This window comes from Micromonospora sp. NBRC 101691 (genome assembly GCF_030269285.1).
In the GTDB taxonomy this organism is placed as follows: Bacteria; Actinomycetota; Actinomycetes; order Mycobacteriales; family Micromonosporaceae; genus Micromonospora; species Micromonospora echinospora.
Genome location: NZ_BSTB01000001.1, coordinates 317267 through 338826, shown reverse-complemented (window position 1 = coordinate 338826; position 21560 = coordinate 317267). Strand labels below are relative to the sequence as shown.

The window sequence follows — 21560 nt, the reverse complement described above, 5'->3', positions numbered from 1 at the left end:
GCACCCGTGACTCTCGCCTCGCTGACACCCCAGGCGGCCCTGCCCAGCCCCAGCACCGCCGTCTGGCAGCTCGGTCCGGTCCCGATCCGGGCGTACGCGCTGTGCATCGTCGCCGGAATCGTGGTGGCCTGCCTGGTCACCGAGTACCGGCTGCGTCGCCGGGGGGTGGCTCCGGGCGCGGTGTTGGACATCGCGGTCTGGGCCGTGCCGGCCGGCATCATCGGCGCGCGGATCTACCACGTGATCACCTCTCCCGACAAGTACTTCGGCACCGGCGGCGACCCGGTGGCCGCCCTCTACATCTGGGAGGGCGGCCTCGGCATCTGGGGCGCCGTCGCCGGCGGCGCGGTCGGCGCGTGGCTCGCCGCCCGGCAGCTCGGCATCCCGTTCGCCGTGGTGGCCGACGCCCTCGCCCCCGGGCTGCCGCTGGCTCAGGCGGTGGGCCGGCTCGGCAACTGGTTCAACAACGAGCTCTACGGCGGCCGGACCACCCTGCCCTGGGGGCTGGAGATCCACCGGATGGACCCGGACAACCCCGGCCAGGCGCTCCGCGACGAGGCCGGCCAGCCGATCGTCGAACCGGGTCTCTACCACCCGACCTTCGCCTACGAGGCGCTCTGGAACGTCGGTGTCGCCCTGCTGGTCCTCGCCGTCGACCGGCGGTTCCGGCTGGGCCGGGGCCGGGCCTTCGCGCTCTACGTGATGGGCTACACCGCCGGCCGGTTCTGGATCGAGCTGATGCGGACCGACGAGGCCTCCGAGATCCTCGGCGTCCGGCTCAACGTCTGGACCTCGGCCCTGGTCTTCCTGGGCGCCCTGGTCTACTTCCTCCGGGTCCGGGGGCCACGCGAGTACGTGGTGCCGATCCCGGCCGACGAGCCGGTGCCGGCCACCGGCGGCGGGAACGTCTCCCAGCGCGACCTGTCCCGCACCGAGACCAGCCCCGACCTGGCCGCCCCGCGCGGCTACCGGGTGGTCGGCGAGGAGCAGTTCCGGGCGTACCGGGAGACCGGCACGGTGCCCGACGGACCCGCCGGGGAGGACGCCCCCGCACCGGCATCGGACGGCCCGGAGCCGGACGCCGCCGGCGACGGTGCCGGCAGCTCCCGGGACGTCGACACCGGGCCGCGTTCCACCGACCGCGACGGCTGAGGCGACCATGGCAGTGCGGAGCGCCGTGGTGGTGGGCGCCGGCACCGGCGGCCTGGCGGTCGCCGGTGCGCTGGCCCGCTCCGGCTGGCAGGTCACCCTCCTGGAGCAGGCCGACCGGGTACGCCCCGAGCCGACCGCCGTGGTGCTCTGGCCCAACGGTGTCCGGGCGTTGCGTACCCTCGGCCTCGGCGCCGGCCTCGACGCCGTCGCCACCCCGCTGCCCGACGGCGGTATCCGCCGGCCGGACGGGCACTGGCTGGTGCAACCCCGGCCCGCTCCGCCGGAGCGGACGCCGGTCGTGGTGCACCAGGAGGATCTGCACGACGCCCTCGTCGCCGGCCTCGACCGGGTGGACCTGCGGACCGGGGTGACCGTCCGCACGGTGCGGGCCGGCGGGAACGGGCGCCCCTCGGTCGGCGACGGTCTCCACCAGTACGAGGCGGACCTGATCGTGGCCGCGGACGGCGTGGAGAGCGTGATCCGTCGCCAGCTCGCCCCGGAGGCCAAGGTGGTGGCCTCCGGCAGCGCCACCTGGCGGGCGGTGATCCCCTGGTACCGCGCGCCCCGGATCCCGGCCGACCAGCCGCTGGGCGGGGAGATCCTCGGTGCGGGCTACCGGTTCGTCTCCGCGTCCCTGGGGGAGCGGGGCTCCGCCGGGGGGACTGCCCGGGGCGGCGTGTACTGGATGGCCACCGCGGCGGGAGCGCCCCGCCCGGAGTCGGCGGAGACGCAACTGGCCCTGCTCCGACGCTGGTTCGCCGGCTGGCCCGCGCCGGTCGAGGCGCTGCTCGCCGCCGCCGAGCCCGCCGATCTGGTGCAGCAGGAGGTCCGCGAACTACGTCCGCTGCCCCGCCAGTACGCCTTCCGTTCCGGGCCCGGCGGGGTGGTGCTGCTCGGCGACGCCGCGCACGCCATGCCGCCGCACCTCGGGCAGGGCGCCTGCCTGGCCTTCGAAGACGCGGCGACGCTCCAGTCCCTGCTCCGGGAGACCCGGCTGCCCGACGCCGTGACCGGGTACGACCGCACGCGCCGGCCCCGGGTGGCCGGCGTGGTCCGGCAGACCCGCCGGATGTCGGCGGTGCTCCAGACCCGGGGGCGGCTCGCCCTGCGCGCGCGGGACGCCGCGCTCGGCCCGATCACCACCCGCCTGCTGGGCCGCGCCGCCTCGTCGGCCGCCCAGTGGCGTCCGCCCTCCTCGTCGGCCTGACGGGCCCGGGAGGGCGGCGTCGGCGCACCCCCGCGGGAGGGCGGCGTCGGCCGACCCGGGCGGGGAGCTGCCTCAGGGCAGCACGGGGGCGGGCTCGGCGATGCAGGCGGTGCCGATCCGGCGGAAGCCGACCCGGACGTAGACCCGGGCGATCTCCTCGCTGCCGGCGGAGAGGAAGACCAGGTCGGTGCCGGCCTGACGCAGCGCGTGGGCGAGGGTGGCGGTCACCGCCGCGCCGAGGCCCCGGCCCCGGGCCACCGGCAGGGTGGCCACTCCGGCGATCTCGGCCACGTCGTCGACGCGCATAGCCATCCCGCAGGCCAGGGCCCCGTCGGCGGGCGTGCCGGCGAGGGCCGAGATGCGCCGGCCGTCCGCGGTCCGGGTCGTCTCCTCCTCGACCGCGGCGAGTTCCAGTTCGTTGATGGCGGCGTCCCGCTCGGTCGGGCCGGCGTCACCGCGGGCGGTGCCGGGCGCGCTGAAGCCGACCGCGGCCACCGCCCGGCGGGTGGCCACCTGGGCGGCGAAGTCCGGCGCCGCCGGGTCCAGCAGCCAGACCGGTACGTCGGTGAGCCCGGCCGGGTCCGGGCACGCCGCCGGATCGAGGACCAGCAGCGGGGCCTCCAGCACGGCCAGTCCCGCCGAACGGGCCACCGCCAGCAGGTCCGGCGTCGTCTCGTGGACCCACTCGAAGGCCTCCGGCAACCCCAGTTCGCGCTGCCGCGCCCGCACGTCGTCGATGTCGGCGACCGACGGCGGTCGGGTAGCGTCGGGTCGGGGGCGTGCGTAAAACGGCCATCCGGCACCCTCCCGGACGAAAAGCACCAGCGCGCCGAACTCCTCGGCACGGGCCGCGTCACGGGGTACCGCGTCGTAGAAGCGTTCCAACCGGTCGAACAACTCAGCGGGTACGTGATCCACCGCGCGAGACTACACGTCCCAGATGTTGGAAGTGTGATCAATCCTTACTGGTCTTGCGTGTCGAGCCCTAACGTAGACTCAATAGACCCTGTAGGGCCGACGTCGTCCCGACCTGATCCACACCTGAGCGACGACAGGAGGCCCGGTGGCCTTTCCGTACCCTCCCCACCCGCAGTCCGCCCCGCCCGTCGGCCCGCGCCCGAGCGCCGGGGCGGCACCCGCCCAGGGCCTCTACGACCCGGCGAACGAGCACGACGCCTGCGGTGTGGCCTTCGTGGCGGACCTGTACGGGCGACGCTCCCACGAGGTCGTCGCGAACGGCCTCGGCGCGCTGTGCCGGCTCGACCACCGGGGCGCCCGGGGCGCGGAACCCAACACCGGCGACGGCGCGGGCATCATGATCCAGGTGCCGGACGCGTTCCTCCGCGCCGTGGTGGACTTCCCCCTCCCGCCGACCGGGCAGTACGCCACCGGTCTGGTCTTCCTCCCCGACGACGACGCCGACGAGGCCCGCGCCCGCCGGGTGCTGGAGAAGTACGCCCTGGTCGAGGGGGCCGAGGTGCTCGGCTGGCGGGACGTGCCGGTGGACCCGAGCGACCTCGGCGAGACCGCCCTGGCCGCGATGCCCCGGGTCCGCCAGCTCTTCCTCGCCGCGAACCGCCTCACCGACTCCCCGGACGGCCCGGCCGGCACCCCGCTGACCGGCCTCGACCTGGACCGGGTGGCGTTCTGCGTCCGCAAGCAGACCGAACGGGAGACCGCCGAGCGGGGCGTCCCGGCGTACTTCCCGTCGCTGTCCGGGCGCACCATGGTCTACAAGGGGATGCTCACCCCCGACCAGCTCCCGGCGTACTTCCCGGACCTGCGGGACGCGCGGGTGACCAGCGCCATCGCCCTGGTGCACTCCCGCTTCTCCACCAACACCTTCCCGTCCTGGCCGTTGGCGCACCCGTACCGCTTCATCGCCCACAACGGCGAGATCAACACGATCCGGGGCAACCGGAACTGGATGCAGGCCCGCGAGGCGCTGCTGCGGACGCCGAACCTGCCCGGCAACATCCGCCGGCTGTTCCCGATCTGCACCCCGGCCGCCTCCGACTCGGCCAACTTCGACGAGGTCCTCGAACTGCTGCACCTGGCCGGGCGGAGCCTGCCGCACGCGGTGCTGATGATGATCCCCGAGGCCTGGGAGAACGACCCGGACATGCGCGCCGACGAGCGCGCCTTCTACCGGTTCCACGCCAGCCTGATGGAGCCCTGGGACGGCCCGGCGTCGGTGGCCTTCACCGACGGTTCGGTCGTCGGCGCGGTGCTGGACCGCAACGGCCTGCGGCCGGGGCGCTGGTGGCGTACCGCCGACGGGCTCGTCGTGCTCGGCAGCGAGGCGGGCGTGCTCGACCTCGACCCGGCCCGGGTGGTCGCCAAGGGGCGGCTCCAGCCCGGCCGGATGTTCCTGGTCGACACCGTCGCCGGCCGGATCGTGCACGACGACGAGATCAAGGCCGAGCTGGCCGCCGCCCAGCCGTACGGCGACTGGCTGCACGCCGGGCTGATCGAGCTGGACGAGCTGCCCGCCCGCGAGCACACCGTCTACACCCACGACTCGGTGCGCCGCCGGCAGCAGACCTTCGGCTACACCGAGGAGGAGCTGAAGATCCTCCTCGCGCCGATGGCCCGCTCCGGCGCGGAGCCGATCGGCTCGATGGGCACCGACACCCCGATCGCCCCGCTCTCCACCCGGCCGCGCCTGCTCTACGACTACTTCCACCAGCTCTTCGCGCAGGTCACCAACCCGCCCCTGGACGCCATCCGGGAGGAACTGGTCACCAGCCTCCAGACCACCATCGGCCCGGAGGGCAACCTGCTCGACCCGGGGCCGGCGAGCTGCCGCCAGGTGGTCCTGCCGTACCCGGTGATCGACAACGACGAGCTGGCCAAGCTCCTCTCCATCGACGAGGACGGCGACCTGCCCGGCTTCAAGGCGGTCCGGGTGTCCGGGCTCTACCGCATCCGGGAGGGCGGGGCGGGCATCAAGGCCCGGCTGACCGAGATCTGCCGGCACGTCTCCGAGGCGATCGAGGACGGCGTCCGCATCCTGGTCCTCTCCGACCGGGACTCGAACGCCGACCTGGCCCCGATCCCGTCGCTGCTGCTCACCGCCGCCGTGCACCAGCACCTGGTGCGCGAGCAGACCCGCACCCAGGTGGCGCTGGTGGTGGAGTCCGGCGACTGCCGGGAGGTCCACCACGCGGCCGTGCTGATCGGGTACGGCGCGGCGGCGGTCAACCCGTACCTCGCCTTCGAGTCCGTCGAGGACATGATCACCACCGGGGCGCTGCCCGGCGTGGCACCCGCCAAGGCGGTCCGGAACTACGTCAAGGCGCTCGGCAAGGGCGTCCTGAAGATCATGTCGAAGATGGGCATCTCCACCGTCTCGTCGTACTGCGGCGCGCAGGTCTTCGAGGCCGTCGGGCTGGACACCCAGCTCGTCCAGCGCTACTTCCGGGGCACCCCGAGCACGATCAGCGGCATCGGGCTGGACGGCATCCACACCGAGGTCGCCGCCCGGCACGCCCTGGCCTGGCCCGCCCCGGGCACCCCCGCCTCGCCCCGGCTGGAGGTCGGCGGCGAGTACCAGTGGCGGCGCGAGGGTGAGCTGCACCTGTTCAACCCGGAGACGGTCTTCCTGCTCCAGCACGCCACCCGCAGCCGGCAGTACGACGTCTTCCGCGAGTACACCGGCAAGGTCGACGCGCTCGCCGCGCGCTCCGGCTCGCTGCGTGGCCTGTTCACGCTGCGCAGCGGCGTCCGGCCGCCGGTGCCGATCGAGGAGGTCGAGCCGGCCAGCGAGATCGTCAAGCGCTTCGCCACCGGCGCCATGTCGTACGGGTCGATCTCGGCGGAGGCGCACGAGACCCTCGCGGTGGCGATGAACCGCCTCGGCGGCAAGTCCAACACCGGCGAGGGCGGCGAGGACCCCGACCGCCTCCACGACCCGGAGCGCCGGTCCGCGGTCAAGCAGATCGCCAGCGGCCGGTTCGGCGTGACGAGCGAATACCTGGTCAACGCCGACGACCTCCAGATCAAGATGGCGCAGGGCGCGAAGCCCGGCGAGGGCGGCCAGCTCCCCGGCAACAAGGTGTGGCCGTGGATCGCCCGGACCCGGCACGCCACCCCCGGCGTCGGCCTGATCTCCCCGCCGCCGCACCACGACATCTACTCGATCGAGGACCTCGCCCAGCTCGTGCACGACCTGAAGTGCGTCAACCCGGCCGCCCGGGTGCACGTCAAGCTGGTCAGCGAGGTCGGTGTCGGCACCGTCGCGGCGGGCGTCGCCAAGCTCAAGGCCGACGTCATCCTGATCTCCGGCCACGACGGCGGCACCGGCGCGTCCCCGCTGAACTCGCTCAAGCACGCCGGCACCCCGTGGGAGCTGGGCCTGGCCGAGGCGCAGCAGACGCTGCTGATCAACAAGCTCCGCGACCGGGTCACCGTGCAGGTCGACGGGCAGCTCAAGACCGGCCGGGACGTGCTGGTCGCGGCGCTGCTCGGGGCCGAGGAGTTCGGCTTCGCCACCGCCCCGCTGATCGTCGCCGGCTGCGTGATGATGCGCGTCTGTCACCTGGACACCTGTCCGGTGGGCATCGCCACCCAGAACCCGGTGCTGCGCGAGCGCTTCAACGGCAGGCCCGAGTTCGTGGAGAACTTCTTCCTCTTCCTCGCCGAGGAGGTCCGGGGCTACCTGGCCGAGCTGGGCCTGCGCAGCATCGACGAGGCGATCGGCCGCACCGAGCTGCTCGACGTCGCCCCGGCGGTCGAGCACTGGAAGGCCAAGGGGCTCGACCTGGGTCGCGTCCTGCACCTGCCGGAGCTGCCCGAGGGCGCGGCGCGGCGCGGTGTCCGGGTTCAGGACCACGGCCTGGAGCTGGCCCTGGACAACGAGCTGATCCGGCTGGCCGGGCCGGCGCTGCGCGACGGCACCCCGGTCCGGGTCGAGGTGGCGGTGCGCAACGAGCACCGCAGCGTCGGCGCGATGCTCGGCGGCGAGGTGACCCGTCGGCACGGCGGGGCCGGGCTGCCCGACGACACGATCGAGTTCGTGCTGCGCGGCACCGCCGGCCAGTCGTTCGGCGCGTTCCTGCCGCCCGGGGTGACCCTGCGGCTGTACGGCGACGCCAACGACTACGTCGGCAAGGGCCTCTCCGGCGGGCGGGTCGTCGTCACCCCGGACCAGGCCGCCCCGTTCGTCGCCGCCCGTGCCCCGCAGGGCGCACGCGCCGAGGACCAGATCGTCGCCGGCAACACCATCCTGTACGGCGCCACCGCCGGCGAGGTCTTCCTGCGCGGCCGGGTGGGGGAGCGGTTCGCGGTCCGCAACTCCGGCGCGACGGCGGTCGTCGAGGGCGTCGGCGACCACGGCTGCGAGTACATGACCGGCGGTACGGTGGTCGTCCTCGGGCCCACCGGCCGTAACTTCGCCGCCGGCATGTCCGGTGGCCTCGCCTTCGTGCACGGGCTGGACCGGCGCCGGGTCAACACCGAACTGGTGGACCTCGCGCCGCTGCGCGGCGAGGAGCGTGAGCTGCTGCACGACCTGGTCCGCCGGCACGTGGCCGAGACCGGCTCGACGGTCGCCGAGGATCTGCTCAAGCGCTGGCCGGAGGCGGTGGAGGAGTTCACCGCGGTGGTCCCCCGGGACTACCGGCGGGTGCTGGACATCATGCGGGCCGCCGAAGCCGCCGGCCGCGACGTCGACGATGCGGTGATGACCGCGCTGTCCGCGCCGGCCGTGCCGGTGACCCGGACGGTGGCGGCCCAGGAGGTGGCTCGTGCCTGACCCGAACGGTTTCCTGCGCTACCCGAGGCGGCTGCCGAACCGCCGCCCGGTGCCGGTGCGGATCAGCGACTGGCGGGAGGTCTACCCGCCGGCCGACGAGGGCCTCGTCCGGGAGCAGGCCACCCGCTGCATGGACTGCGGCATCCCGTTCTGCCACGACGGCTGCCCGCTGGGTAACCGCATCCCGGACTGGAACGACCTGGTCCGCACCGGGGACTGGGCGGCGGCGGTGGAGTCGCTGCACGCCACCAACAACTTCCCCGAGTTCACCGGCCGGCTCTGCCCCGCCCCGTGCGAGGCGGCCTGCGTGCTCGGCATCGCCGACGATCCGGTGACCATCAAGCAGGTCGAGGTGGAGATCGCCAACGCCGCCTTCAACCGGGGGCTGGTGACCCCGGCGGCCCCGGTCGCGCCGACCGGCCGCCGGGTCGCCGTGGTCGGCTCCGGTCCCGCCGGCCTGGCCGCCGCCCAGCAGCTGGTCCGCGCCGGTCACGCGGTGACCGTGTACGAGCGCGACGACGCGGTCGGCGGTCTGCTCCGGTACGGCATCCCCGACTTCAAGCTGGAGAAGGAGCACCTCGACCGGCGGTTGGCCCAGCTGACCGTGGAGGGGGTGGAGTTCCGCACCGGCGTGAACGTGGGCGTGGACGTCACCGCCGAGCAGCTCCGCGCCGAGTACGACGCGGTACTGCTGGCCTGCGGCGCGCTCGCCGGCCGGGACACCCCGCAGACCCCGGGACGTGGCCTGCGCGGCGTCCACCAGGCGATGGAGCACCTGGTCGCGGCGAACCGGGTGGTCGCCGGCCGGGACCCGGCGACCCCGGTCGACGCCACCGGCAGGCACGTGGTGATCATCGGTGGCGGTGACACCGCCGCGGACTGCCTCGGGGTGGCGCACCGGCAGGGCGCGCTCGGCGTACACCAGCTCGACCTGTACCCGGAGCCGCCGCACACCCGGGACGCCGCGCGTGACCCGTGGCCGACCTGGCCGTGGCTGCTGCGTGACTACCCGGCGCACGAGGAGGGCGGCCAGCGGGTCTTCGCCGTCGCCGTGCAGGAGTTCGTCGACGACGGCACCGGCCAGGTCCGGGCGGTCCGGATCGCCGAGGTGACCGTGGAGAAGCGCGACGGCCAGCGGATCGTCACGCCGGTGCCCGGTTCGGAGCGGGAGCTGCCGGCCGACCTGGTGCTGCTGGCGATCGGCTTCGAGGGCACCGAGGAGCAGCCGCTGCTCGCCCAGTTCGGGGTGGAGCGCAACGCCCGGGGTGCGGTCGACGCCCGCCCCGACTGGCAGGCCGGGGTGGACGGGGTCTTCGTCGCCGGTGACATGCACCGGGGTGCGTCCCTGATCGTCTGGGCGATCGCCGAGGGCCGGGCCGCCGCCGCCGCGATCCACAGCTACCTCGGCGGCACGGGCACCCTGCCCGCGCCGGTGACCTCCTCCACCCGGCCGCTCGCCGCGCGCTGACCTGTCCCGGTACGGCCGGCGGCACCCTCCGGTGCCGCCGGTCACCGGATCCGGCGCTTGCCGGTCCGCGCGACACTGGGTGCTCCGGTGTTCACGCACGGCCACGTCGGAGGTGTCGGGTGCGGGAGTCCACAGCTCAGGAGCAGCAGCCCACCCCGGGGCGGGACCCGCTCCCCGACGGTGGGCTGGACTTCCTCGCCCTGCTCGCCCGACTGTTGCGCCGACCGCGTCGCGGCGACCGGCGGCTGCCGGTGTTCTGGCTGGTGCGCCCCACCGGCGCCGCCGACCTGATGTCCGTCCTGCGACGGCTGGTCGGGCAGAGCCCGCACCGGCGGGTGCCGCACGCCGTGGTCGACGTCCGGACGCTGCCCGAGGGCGCGGGCCTGCCGGCCGTGCTGCGGGAACTGCACCGGCAGCTCTGCGTCGAGGCGTTCGGCGCCGAGCGCATCCGGTTCCGGCACTATCCGCTGGCCGACTGGTTGATGCAGCAGAGCCTGACCTTCGGCGTCGAGGCCGAGGACGGCCGCTCGGCGCTGGTGCGCCGACTGCGCGACCGGCGCGGTCAGGGCACGACGGGGGAGCCGCTGGCCCCCGGCGGGGACGCCGCCACGGTCGTCTCCCAGGTGCTGTTCTGGCTCGTCCGGCGGGCGGTGCCCAGTGTGGTGTTCCGGATCGCGGTCTCCGGCCGGCTCCCGGTGCTCGGACGGCCGTACTCGTGGTTCATGCGCCAGCAGTACCTCGCCCCCCAGCAGTCGGTGACCTTCCTCGGCTTCGCCGAGCGACTCACCACCGGTTGGCGGGACGGGGAGCAGCCGGACCAGGTGGACAAGCTGGTGCTGCACGCCTTCCTGGAGGACCTGCGGCGGGCGTACCGGCGGCGACCCTGGCGGCCGTCCGAGTGGCGGCGGACCACCTCGGTGGTGCTGCTGCTCGACCACGTGGTCCCGGGCGACCAGGGGCACCGGCTCGTCCGTCTGCTCAACGACGTCCGCAACGAGACCGGGCGCAACGACCCGCTGATGGTGCTCGCGGTCGGGGCGGAGCCGCCGCCGGAACCCGCCGTCGTGACGCCGTTGGCCGACGCCGAGGAGGCGTACGACGAATGGGTCGAGGGGGTGCCGGAGGCGCGGCGGCTGCGCCGGCCGGCGGCCTGGCTGGTCCCCCTGGAGGTCGGCGCGCCGGTCACCGCCGCCCAGACGCGCGGTGCCCCGCGCGGGTTCGCCGCGCCGGATCCACCCTGGTGGTCCCGACGGTTCCTGCCCGCCGCGCTCAGCCTGGTGCTGGTCGCCGCGGGCGGCGCGTGGGTGGGCACCCGGTGGGGGGCGGGCTGCGTGCCGTCGTTGGCCGGGCAGGTGAAGGTCGAGCTGGTCGGGTCGGAGTGCGTCGGCTACAGCGACAGCGAGGCACAGGTGTTCAACGACGACCCGGGGCAGGACCGGCTGCGCGCGATCCAGCGTCGGATCTTCGCGCAGAACCGGGCGGCCGAGCGGGCCTGGGAGCGCAGCGGCAGGCGGCGGCCCTTCCTCACCCTGGTCTACCTGGGCACCCTGACCGGAAACCCGACCCGCGAGGACGAGGAGTCGTACGTCTCCGAGCGGGAGGAGCTGGAGGGGATGGCGACCGCCCAGTACGCGTTGTTGCAGATCTCCGCCGGAGCCCCCGGTGCCGCCCTGCTGCGGATCGTGGTCGCCAACGGTGGCCGGCAGATGCGCCACGCCGGCCGGGCCGTGCGGATGCTCGCCGAGCTGGCCCGCGAGGATCCGACGCTGCTCGGCGTGGTCGGTCTGGTGGAGAGCCGGCGGCACACCGCCGAGGCGATCGGCGAGCTGAACCGGGTCGGCCTGCCGGTGATCGCGCCGAACATCTCCGGCGACGGCATCGGCAGCCGCTCGCGGCTTTACATCCAGGTCTCGGCGCCGAACACCGAACAGGCCCGGCTGTTCCACGAGTACGCCCGGGCGCGGCGGCTGACCGACGCGCACGTCTACTACACGACGGGCGAGGGCAGTTCGCTGGCGGAGGACATCTACGTCGCCACCCTGGTGGCGGACCTCGAACAGCGGTTCGGTGACCGGCTCGCCCGGCCGGTGCAGTGGCAGCCCGGCACCTCGATGACCCGGGAGTGCGGCTACGCCGGCATGCTGGTCTTCGCCGGCCGGTGGTCGGAGTTCGACGGTTTCCTGCGGGCGTTGCAGCGGGACTGCGCGAACAACCCCCCGCGCAACCTGGTCGGCAACGACTCGGTCAACCGCTACATGGCCAACCGGCAGTTGCGTCGCAGCGCGCCGGGCAACCTGCCGGTGACGTACGTGTCGAAGGCCTCGCTGGCCACCTGCGCGGTGCTGCGGGCCGCCGCGGCGAGTGGCCGGGACGAACCCCGGGCCACCTTCCTGCGCTGGATCTCCAGCGACGACCTGCTCGACCGGCCGCGCTGCACGCCCGGCGGCGACCAGGTCGGCGAGCGCGTCAGCCTCGCCTACGACGCGACGACGATGGTGGTCCGCGCGGTGGAGAGCCTCGCCACCCGCCTGCACCACGGGGACGACAGTCCACGGTGGCGGCCCGAGGCGGTCAACCCGGTCGGCGTGCACGCCGAGGTGCTCCGGCAGATCGACGGGGACGGCTACCGGGGGATCTCGGGCCTGCTCCGGGTGGACGTCGACACGGGTGTGCCGGCACAGAAGCGGCTGGCGATGATGCGGGTGGAGCGGGTGCCCGACGTGGCGGACGAGCCGGTGGAGGTCTTCCACTGCGGGGTGGCCGACACGTGGCGGCCGGACCCGCCCTGCGCGGCCTCCGCCCCGCCGACCGGTTGACCGTCCCCGGGTCGCGGCGTGTCGCCGCCGCGGGGCTGGTGCCTGTCGTGGCTGCTGTCGAGCTGCCCCGTCCGTGCGCCCGTCCCGCGTGGCCCAACTCGACGTTCTTCCATATATCGCTATGTTTCGATAGCATTACCGCCTGGTAACCCCCCCGGACCCAGGCCACGCGCGCGGCTGAAGGTTCCACCACCCCCACCCGTGGAGGACCGTCCATGCCCCACCGCTCGCTGGCCCGTGCCGTCACCGCGTTGGCCGCGCTGGTCGCCACCACCCTCGCCGTCCTGCTCGTGCCCGGCGCCGCCCAGGCCGCCGCCATCCACTACGTCGCGCTCGGCGACTCCTACTCCTCCGGCGTCGGCGCCGGGTCGTACGACCCGAACACCTGCCTGCGCAGCTCCAAGTCGTACACGTCGCTCTGGGCCCAGCAGCACGCCGTGGCCAGCTACAAGTTCCCGGCCTGCGGCGGGGCGAAGACCGACGACGTGCTCAACGAGCAGATCGGATCGCTGGACGCCACCACCACGCTGGTCACCATCACCATCGGCGGCAACGACGCCGGCTTCTCCAGCATCCTGGAGAACTGCCGGTTCGGCAGCGAGTCGGACTGCACCAACCGGGTGAACGAGGCGAAGACCTTCGCCACCACCGTGCTCCCCGGCCGGCTCGACACCACGTACGCGGCGATCCGCAACCGCGCGCCGAACGCCCGCCTGATCGTGCTCGGCTACCCGCGTCTCTTCGAGACCGGCTCGTGCGGCCTGCTCGGGATGAGCAAGTCCAAGCGGATCATCCTCAACGAGGCCGCCGACCTGCTCGCCCAGGTCACCGCAGACCGGGCGGCGGCGGCCGGGGCCACCTTCTCCGACACCCGCTCCTACTTCGCCGGGCACGGCGTCTGCGCCAGCGCCCCCTGGATCAAGGACGTCACCGGGCTGATCGAGGCCTACCACCCGAACGCCGACGGCTACCGCCTCGGCTACCTGCCCGCCCTGAACGCCGTCACCGGCTGAACCCGAGCCTTCCCACCACCACCAATCCGACAGCCGACGGTCCACCCGGGCCGTCGGCTGTCGGCCGCCTCCGCCACGTGCCGTTCGTCACCCTCGATCGGTAGGCGCCCGTCGCGCGATACGAGTTTCCCACCAGGATCGAACGCCCCACCCGCTCCACCTGTCGCCCGTCGATCATGGAGTTGTGGTGCCGCAACTAGCGGCTTTTGTGGGTGTTCGTCTGGTGCCCGAACTGCATGATCGACGAGGCGAGGCGATCACCTGATCGGCGAGCCGCCGTCGACCGGGATGGTGTGGCCGTGGATGAAGGACGCGTCGTCGCTCGCGAGGAAACAGACCGCCCGGGCCACCTCGTCGGGTTCGCCGTACCGACCCGCGGGGGCCTGCATCGTCAGGTCGTAGAACGGGAAGTCGCTGGTGATCTCGGCGCCCTCGAACGCGGCGGTCTTGATGACGCCGGGTCCGATACCCACGGCGCGGATGCCCCGGTGGCCGTAGTCGTAGGCGATCTGTTTCGTCAGCCCGATGACTCCGTGCTTGGCCGTGGTGTACTCGGCCCCGACCTCGCTGGCCACCAGACCGGATGCCGAGGAGACGTTGATGACGACGCCGCTGCCGCGCTCCAGCATGTGGGGCAGCGTGGCCTTCGTCGCGAGGAACACGCCCTTGAGGTCGACCTCCATGACCCGATCCCACTGACTGTTCTCGATCTCGAGCAGCGGGACGTAGGCGCCGAACACGCCGGCGTTGTTCACCAGCACGTCGATGCGGTCGTACGCGTCGAGAGCGGCGCTCACCATACCGGCGACCGAACCCTCGTCGGTGACGTCCGCTGCCACCCCGACCGCGTTTCCTCCGGTGTCGCGGATCAGCTTGACCGTGGCATCGGCGTTTTCCAGGGAGAGGTCGGAGACGACGACCTTCGCCCCTTCCCTGGCGAGCTCCACGCACAAGGATCGACCGAGACCGGAGCCAACCTGCTCGGGGCTGTAGCCACCTCCCGTCACGAGTGCGACCTTGTCCTTCAGTCCGCGCACACCAATTCCTCCTGTCGTGTGGGGAGACTGTTCCTGGTCGACTGGATCGACACCTGTCGGCCGGGTCGGTGCCAATGCCACCGAAGCTGTCGCTGCACGCCAACTGCCCAGGTGGTTCCGGATGGCCGGCACCGTCCGTCCGTACGCCCTTCGGGTGCCATGCGGATCGCCGGTAGCTGAGGCGGGCGGCGAGGTGAGCCGAGCTTCTTCGCCGTGGGCCGTTGAACCCCGCGCGGGCGAGGGCGGATCCGGAGGCCGGATCCGCCAGCGAGTGAAGCCCGTTCGGCGACCTTGGACAGTTACCGTCGTATGCGATCGGTAACTGTCCAAGGTCGACAACCGTGGAGGCGGACATGAGCGGATCCGGTGGCGACGGACGCAACGGCGGAGAGTTGAGCGGCTTCCGGATCGGCCACGTGCCAGCCGGGGTCGGTGACCTGGTGTCGGACTTCGCCACCGAGTGGGACGACGTCCGGTTCGCCTCCCGGGTGTGGGAGCGGGAGACCGCCGAGGGCGTCCGGGTCGACCTGCGGGTGCACGTGCTGCGCGGCGACCGGCTCGCCACCCTCGCCGACCTGCGGGACTTCCTCGCCGAGTACCACGAGCGCGACCCCGCCGACGCGGCGTTCACCGAGTTCCGCCACGGCGAGCTGCCCGGCCTGGTCGGTGCGACGGAAGCGTTCTGGCTGGTCACGCCCGGTGTCGCGGTCGACGTCCTGCTCGACGCGACGGTCGGCGGCCAGCCGGAGTTGCTGGCGGTCGCCACGGGGGTCGATCCGCTCACCTGACGCTGGACCGGCGGGTGAGTGGATCGAGAGCTGCGCTGCCCTGTCGTCGCCTGGTCGGTTGACGTCGATCCACCCGGGGTACAGGGGGCCGGCACGGTGTCGGGCCGCGCCGTGCAGACGTGGCCCGGCACCGCATGACAGGATCCGCCTGGACCGGGCGGACGACCCGGCGGTGATCAGGAAGTCGAGGGTGAGATGGAGTTTCTTGCCAGCCCCGAGCTGTGGATCGCGTTCGCGACCCTGCTCCTGCTGGAGATCGTGCTCGGTATCGACAACGTGGTGTTCATTTCGATCCTGTCCGGCCGGCTGCCCGAGCACCAGCAGGCGCGGGCGCGGACCATCGGGCTCTCCCTGGCGTTGATCACCCGACTCATCCTGTTGGCCTCCTTGTCCTGGGTGATCGGCCTGACCGCTCCGCTGTTCACCGTCCTCGGGCAGGAGATATCCGGACGGGACCTGATCCTGTTGGTCGGTGGTCTGTTCCTGCTCGGCAAGGCGACGTACGAGATCCACGAGCACCTGGAGGGCGCCGACCACGCCCGGTCGGGCAAGGCCGCCTCGTTCGGCGCGGTCATCGCGCAGATCCTCGTCCTGGACATCGTCTTCTCGCTCGACTCGGTGATCACCGCGGTCGGCATGGTCGACGAGCTGGTCGTCATGGTGGCGGCGGTGATCATCGCGATGATCATCATGCTGGTCTCGGCCGGCGCGGTCAGCAACTTCGTGAACCGGCACCCGACGGTCAAGATGCTGGCCCTGTCGTTCCTGCTGCTGATCGGGGCCAGCCTGATCGCCGAGGGCTTCGACCAGCACATCCCGAAGGGCTACGTGTACGGCCCGATCGCCTTCTCGATCTTCGTGGAGTTCCTCAACCTGCGGGTCCGGTCCAAGCAGAAGCGCGAGGAGTCGAAGCCGGTGCACCTGCACCCGACGTACGTCAAGAACGGGCAGGTCGTCGCCGCCCCGACGGCCGCCCCGCAGGCCCGTACGGCGACCGATCCGGCCCCGAAGGGCTGACGGTGGCGAAACTGCTGTACTCGGCGTCGACGTCGACGGACGGGTTCATCGCCGGGGTGGGCGGCGACATGTCGTGGCTGACCCCGTACCTCGGCCCGAACCCGACGATCGACGACGTCGCGGCGCGTACCGGCGCGCTGCTCGTCGGTCGGCGGACCTTCGGCGGCGACGACCCGTACCGCGATCTGCCGGGGGAGGGGGAGGCGTTCGGCGGCGGCTGGGACGGGCCGCAGTTCGTGCTCACCCACCACCCGCCGGCCGACCCGGTGCCCGGCGTCACCTTCGTCTCCGACCTGGCGACGGCCGTCGCGCAGGCGCGGGCGGCGGCCGGCGACGGGTACGTCAACGTCCTCGGCGCGGACGTCGCCCGGCAGTGCCTCGCCGCGGGCCTGCTGGACGAGGTGTTGGTCTCCGTCGTGCCCGTGCTGCTCGGCGACGGGGTGCGGCTGTTCGACCATCCCGGCGGCTCGACCGTCCGGCTCGAACCGGTCGGCGTCACCCAGGCGCCGCCGGTCACCAACATCTGGCTGCGCGTGGTGCGCTGAGCGTCGGCGGTACGAAAGGGGTCGCCCCGGATCGGGGCGGCCCCTTCGTGCTGTCCGGGTGGCGGCTCATTACCCGCCCGTAACTTTTCATTGACGTCTCCAAATCTTCCCGGGCATCATGTGTCCACGATCGATCGGACGTCCCCCGCCAGCCTCCCGCCACCACCGGGACCACCCCCACGGAGGGCGCAGCCATGCTGCTCCGAAAGATCCTCGTCACCGCCACGGCCGCCGCCGCGCTCCTGCTGCCGGCCACCGCCGCCACCGCCGCCGCCCCGGCGCCCGACGGGACCGTCACGACGACCGCGTCGACCGGGATCGGCGCGTCCGCCACCAACCCGGTGATCGTCGTCGGCGGCCTCTCCGGGGTCGCCATCGCGTACGAGCCGCTCGCCGCCCGGCTGCGTGGCGACGGCCACCGGGTCTCGATCTACCAGCTCCCCGGCCTCGGTCTCGGCGACATCGCCGCCTCCGCCCGCTCCTTCAGCGGGTACGTCGCCCAGGTGCGCGCCGCCACCGGCGCGGCCCGGGTCGACCTGGTCGCCCACTCCGAGGGTGGCCTGGTCTCCCGCTACTACCTGAAGTACCTGGGCGGCACCGGCTCGGTCGGCCGGCTGGTCACCCTGGGCAGCCCGCACTACGGCACCTACGTCGCCGACATCGCGAAGTTCCTCGGGCTCGGCGACTGCATCGGGATCGTCGCCTGCCAGCAGATGACCATCGGCTCGGCGTTCCTCAACGACCTCAACGCCGGGGACGACACCCCGGGCGCGGTCCGCTACACCACCGTCCGGACCCTCCAGGACGAGCTGGTCCGTCCCACCCAGAACGCGACCCTCGCCGACGGGGCCACCAACGTGCTGGTCCAGACCCCCTGCCCGCTGCGGATCGTCGGGCACCTCGGGCTGGTGCTCGACGGCACCACGTACACCGTCATCCAGGACGCGCTCGCCGACCGGGCGATCACCCCGAACTGCTTCGCGGTCTGATCTGACGCGCCACCGGCCGGTACCGGCGGAAGCACGACGCCCGGTGCCGGCCGGACAGCGCGGTCACCCGTCGGCCCGGTCGCGTCGGCGGGTGTCACATCGCTGTCAGAGTCACTCCAGCCAATAGAGCAATTTCTATGCTCGTGGTGGTTCGTTCCCGGCGCCGTCGCCCGCGTCGGCTGTCCGTCCTGGAGGTGTCCCGTGCCCCCCGACCACGTCCTGCCCACGTCCCGCCACCGCCACCGCCGTCGTTCGTCGACCCTGATCCTGCTGTTCGGGCTGCTGCTGGGGTTGGTCGCCCCAGCGGTGGTGACGACCCCCGCGTCGGCGGGTCCGGTCATCCAACGCGACTCCAACTGCTGGTCCGCCGGGTGGAGCGTGCCGCCGGGCGTCACCAACCCGGTCGCCCTGACCTACTCGTGGATCGGGAGCCGATCCAACGGTGGCTACACCTACCGGTACTGGATCGTGGAGGAGCCGGGCCCGTACTACCGGAGCAGCTACGTCGCCAAGTGCGACGGCGACCTGCTGGTCTCCACCTCGTCGCTCACACCGACCAGCGGGTTCGGCACGCCGTTCTGCACCAGCGCCGGGGACATCTACCCGCCGCAGGCGGCCTACGCCGACCGGTACGTGGGGCAGCGCGTCGCCTGGCAGCGGCCGTACCTCGGGAAGATCACCTTCCGGTTCTGGCACCGGGAGTGGCTCGGCCTGACCTGGTACTACGACTCCAGTTCCGTGGTGCGGTGCTGAGCCCTGACCCGCCAATGGGGCGGCCCCGGTCGCGGACGAACCGCACCGGGGCCACACCATCAGCCGCTCAGGCGGCGCGACTGAGCGCCTCGAACTCGTCGTCGGTCAGGGTCACCTCGGCGGCGGCCACGTTCTCCTCCAGGTGCGCCACCGAGGACGTACCCGGGATGGGCAGCATGACCGGCGACCGGCGCAGCAGCCAGGCGAGCGCGAGCTGCGCGGGCGTCGCGTGGTGCCCGGTGGCGATCGCGTCCAGCGGGCCGCCGGGGCGGGCCAGGGTGCCGGTGGCGATCGGGAACCACGGGATGAACGCCAGGTCGTGCCGCTCGCAGTGCTCCAGCACCGGCTCGGCCCGCCGGTCGGCCAGGTTGAACAGGTTCTGCACCGAGACGATCGGCACGGTCGCCCGGGCCTGCTCGATCTGCTCCACCGTCACCTCGGAGAGCCCGATGTGCCGGATCTTGCCCTCCTGCTTCAGCAACGCCAGCTCGCCGAGCTGGTCGGCGAGCGGCACCTGCGGGTCGATGCGGTGCAGCTGGTAGAGGTCGATGGTCTCCAGGCCCAGGTGCCGCAGGCTCAGCTCGCACTGCTGGCGCAGGTACTCCGGTCGGCCCACCGGCCGCCAGTCGTCCGGGCCGGAGCGGGTCAGTCCGGCCTTGGTAGCGATCACCAGGTCGTCGCGGTACGGGTGCAGCGCCTCGCGGATCAGCAGCTCGCTCACGAACGGCCCGTACGAGTCGGCGGTGTCGACGAAGGTGACGCCCAGCTCCACCGCCCGGCGCAGCACCCGGAGCGCCTCGGCCGGGTCCTTCGGGTCACCCCACACCCCCGGGCCGGTGAGCTGCATCGCCCCGTACCCGAGCCGGTCGACAGGCAGGTCCCCACCGATCCGGTACCGCCCCGACGCCTTCGCCGGCTGACCACTCGTCCCGACTGCCATGATCCGGATCCTCCGTACCTCGTCGTCCACCGGCGGTCGGCTCCGCCGTGCAGCTCCTCCGTCGGTCTTACCCGACACGCCGTTCCCGACGCGCGCGTCGGATGTGAGGTGATCGTCGGCCGTCCGGCCGGCCGAGGGCTGGAGGCTGGGGTGGTTGCAGGGGACCCCTCCTCGGCAAAAAGCGTGAACAGGGGACCCCTGCTACCACCGCGGAGAGCGCGCTACCACCGCGGAGAGCGCGCTACCACCGCGGAGAGCGCGCTACCACCGCGGAGAGCGCACTACCACCGCGGAGCATCACCGGTGCGGGACGCTCGATCTCAGACGCGGCTGCCCAGGATGACGTCGGCGGCGCGCCAGGCCAGCGCGGCCACCGGACCGTTGATCCAGGCCGACACCAGCACCGGCAGCACCGAGGCGTCCACCACCCGGAGCCCGTCCACCCCGCGCACCCGCAGGTCCGGGTCGACCACGTCGGCGTCGTCCGGGCCCATCGCGCAGGTGCCGACGGCGTGGTAGCCGCAGTAGCCGTGCGTCAGCGCCGCGTCGAGGATCTCCCGCTCGCCCCGGACGGCCGCGCCGGGCAGCGTCTCGGTCACGATCCGCCGGGCGATCGGCCCGGTCGCGAAGAACTCCCGCATCCGGCGGAACGTCGCCACCGCCACCGACCGGTCGTACGGGTCGGTGAGGTAGCGCATGACGATCCGGGGCGGGGTCGCCGGCGCCGGGCCGGTGATCTCCAGGCTGCCCTCGCTCTCCGGCCGGGTCACCCCGCCGAGGCACATCAGCCCGGCCTCCCGTTCCAGTTCCAGCGCCCGGCCCGGCCGGGGCGGGGCGGCCGAGAACGGCGCCATCAGCAGGTGCGCGTCCGGCCGGTCCCCCTGCGGCGTCGAGCGCAGGCAGGCGGCCACGTCGTGCACCGGCAGGGCGAGCGGTCCCCGCTTGGCGACCAGCCAGCGCATCGCCGCCAGCGACTGGCCGAGGACGTTGTTGAGGAGGGGGTTGTACCCGATCTGGCCGGCCAGCCGGTACTGGAGGGCCATCATCCGGTGCTCCCGCATCCCGGCGCCCACCCGGGGCCGGTCGGCCAGCACCGTCACCCCGGCGGCCCGCAGCGTGCCGGCCGGCCCGATCCCGGAGAGCTGGAGCAGCTGCGGGCTGGCGATCGCGCCGGCTGCGAGGATCACCTCGGCGCGGGCGTACAGGTCGACGCTGCGCCCGGCCCGGTGCACCCGCACCCCGACCGCCCGGCCCGCCGTCACCAGCACCCGCTGGGTCACCGTGCGCACCAGCACGGTCAGGTTCGGCCGGTCCCGCACCGGGTGCAGGAAGGCGTGCGCGGCGCTGACCCGCTGGCCGTCCCGGATGGTCGCGGTGGTGTAGCCGATCCGTTCGTCGTCGCCGTCGTTGAGGTCGTCGGTACGCCGCAGCCCCTGCCGGACCCCGGCGTCGATCATCTCCTCGCAGAGTTCGTTCGTGCCGACGGCCGTGGAGAGGCGCAGCGGACCGTCGGTGCCGGCGCCCGCCGCGCGGTACGGGCTGTCCTCGATCCGCTGGAACACCGGGCGCATCGCGTCCCAGCCCCAGCCGGGGTTGCCCCGGTCGGCCAGCGCGTCCCAGTCGGCCGGGGCGCCCCGGCCGTAGATCATGCCGTTGATCGAGCTGGAGCCCCCGACCAGCCGTCCCCGCTGCCACACCTCGCGCCCGGAGGGGGTGGTGGCGGGGTAGTGCCAGGCCGTGCTCCGGTCGTCCATGAGCTTCGAGAAGCCCTTCGGGATGCGGACGAAGAGACTGCTGTCCCAGCCGCCGGCCTCGACCAGCAGCACCCGGGTCGCCGGGTCCGCGCTGAGCCGGTGCGCCAGCACGCAGCCCGCCGTGCCCGCGCCGACCACCACGTAGTCGAACTCTTCCACACTGGACCCCCGGTCGGCGATCGATGGATCAGACGGTAGTCGGTCGGTCACTCACCTGGCGTCGGGGGGTCGGTCACCGTCCGTCGTCGGCCCGGTCGTGGATGACGATCCGGACACCGATCCCGCCGGGCCGAGGGACGACCCAGCGAAGCGCGACGGCGAGGAGT

At 73.2% G+C, this 21560-nt stretch carries 15 protein-coding genes; 11 read left to right on the top strand and 4 right to left on the bottom strand.

Going from position 1 to position 21560, the window contains the following annotated elements:
- The first annotated feature begins 6 nt into the window (after nucleotides 1-6).
- Both lgt and QSK20_RS01375 read left to right on the top strand, forming a co-directional pair.
- Nucleotides 7-1152, top strand: coding sequence for a prolipoprotein diacylglyceryl transferase (gene lgt, locus QSK20_RS01380; protein ID WP_285786713.1), 1146 nt, complete (start codon nucleotides 7-9; stop codon nucleotides 1150-1152).
- A 13-nt stretch (nucleotides 1153-1165) separates the two neighbouring features.
- On the top strand, nucleotides 1166-2359 hold the full coding sequence (locus QSK20_RS01375; RefSeq protein ID WP_285787173.1) for an FAD-dependent oxidoreductase: 1194 nt from the start codon (nucleotides 1166-1168) through the stop codon (nucleotides 2357-2359).
- 72 nt (nucleotides 2360-2431) lie between these two features.
- On the opposite strand, the gene QSK20_RS01370 is transcribed toward QSK20_RS01375, so the two are convergent.
- Nucleotides 2432-3277 (bottom strand): GNAT family N-acetyltransferase, encoded by an 846-nt coding sequence (locus QSK20_RS01370; protein WP_285786712.1) that lies wholly within the window; start codon nucleotides 3275-3277, stop codon nucleotides 2432-2434.
- A gap of 145 nt (nucleotides 3278-3422) precedes the next feature.
- On the opposite strand from QSK20_RS01370, the gene gltB reads away from it, so the two are divergent.
- From gltB to QSK20_RS01350, 4 genes are all read left to right on the top strand, one after another.
- Nucleotides 3423-8114 (top strand): glutamate synthase large subunit, encoded by a 4692-nt coding sequence (gltB, locus tag QSK20_RS01365; RefSeq protein ID WP_285786711.1) that lies wholly within the window; start codon nucleotides 3423-3425, stop codon nucleotides 8112-8114.
- Entirely contained in the window at nucleotides 8107-9582 is a 1476-nt protein-coding gene (locus tag QSK20_RS01360) for a glutamate synthase subunit beta (protein WP_285786710.1), read from the top strand. The genes gltB and QSK20_RS01360 overlap by 8 nt, the downstream gene beginning before the upstream one ends.
- Nucleotides 9583-9701: 119 nt before the next feature.
- Nucleotides 9702-12398 carry a hypothetical protein gene (locus QSK20_RS01355; RefSeq protein ID WP_285786709.1) on the top strand — a complete coding sequence of 899 codons (2697 nt, stop codon included), beginning with the start codon at nucleotides 9702-9704 and terminating at the stop codon, nucleotides 12396-12398.
- A gap of 215 nt (nucleotides 12399-12613) precedes the next feature.
- Complete coding sequence (locus QSK20_RS01350; RefSeq protein ID WP_285786708.1) at nucleotides 12614-13411, top strand: SGNH/GDSL hydrolase family protein; 798 nt, start codon at nucleotides 12614-12616, stop codon at nucleotides 13409-13411.
- A 257-nt stretch (nucleotides 13412-13668) separates the two neighbouring features.
- Here the strand turns inward: QSK20_RS01350 and QSK20_RS01345 are convergent, their stop codons facing one another.
- Nucleotides 13669-14448 (bottom strand): SDR family NAD(P)-dependent oxidoreductase, encoded by a 780-nt coding sequence (locus QSK20_RS01345; RefSeq protein WP_285786707.1) that lies wholly within the window; start codon nucleotides 14446-14448, stop codon nucleotides 13669-13671.
- Between the two features lie 353 nt (nucleotides 14449-14801).
- Here QSK20_RS01345 and QSK20_RS01340 point away from each other — a divergent pair, with 353 nt between their 5' ends.
- The 5 genes from QSK20_RS01340 (at nucleotide 14802) to QSK20_RS01320 (ending at nucleotide 18540) form a co-directional block, all read left to right on the top strand.
- Entirely contained in the window at nucleotides 14802-15236 is a 435-nt protein-coding gene (locus QSK20_RS01340; protein WP_285786706.1) for a hypothetical protein, read from the top strand.
- Between the two features lie 195 nt (nucleotides 15237-15431).
- Nucleotides 15432-16253 carry a TerC family protein gene (locus QSK20_RS01335; RefSeq protein ID WP_285786705.1) on the top strand — a complete coding sequence of 274 codons (822 nt, stop codon included), beginning with the start codon at nucleotides 15432-15434 and terminating at the stop codon, nucleotides 16251-16253.
- Nucleotides 16254-16255: 2 nt separating this feature from the next.
- Nucleotides 16256-16798, top strand: a complete 543-nt coding sequence (locus QSK20_RS01330; protein ID WP_285786704.1) for a dihydrofolate reductase family protein — start codon at nucleotides 16256-16258, stop codon at nucleotides 16796-16798.
- Between the two features lie 194 nt (nucleotides 16799-16992).
- On the top strand, nucleotides 16993-17787 hold the full coding sequence (locus QSK20_RS01325; RefSeq protein WP_285786703.1) for a lipase family alpha/beta hydrolase: 795 nt from the start codon (nucleotides 16993-16995) through the stop codon (nucleotides 17785-17787).
- A 201-nt stretch (nucleotides 17788-17988) separates the two neighbouring features.
- Nucleotides 17989-18540, top strand: coding sequence for a hypothetical protein (locus QSK20_RS01320; protein ID WP_285786702.1), 552 nt, complete (start codon nucleotides 17989-17991; stop codon nucleotides 18538-18540).
- Between the two features lie 67 nt (nucleotides 18541-18607).
- Here the strand turns inward: QSK20_RS01320 and QSK20_RS01315 are convergent, their stop codons facing one another.
- Together QSK20_RS01315 and QSK20_RS01310 are read right to left on the bottom strand one after the other, a co-directional pair.
- Nucleotides 18608-19480 carry an aldo/keto reductase gene (locus tag QSK20_RS01315; RefSeq protein WP_285786701.1) on the bottom strand — a complete coding sequence of 291 codons (873 nt, stop codon included), beginning with the start codon at nucleotides 19478-19480 and terminating at the stop codon, nucleotides 18608-18610.
- Nucleotides 19481-19800: 320 nt separating this feature from the next.
- The gene (locus tag QSK20_RS01310) at nucleotides 19801-21393 is read right to left on the bottom strand and encodes a GMC family oxidoreductase (protein WP_285786700.1); all 1593 of its coding nucleotides are present in this window, start codon (nucleotides 21391-21393) and stop codon (nucleotides 19801-19803) included.
- Nucleotides 21394-21560 lie beyond the last annotated feature (167 nt).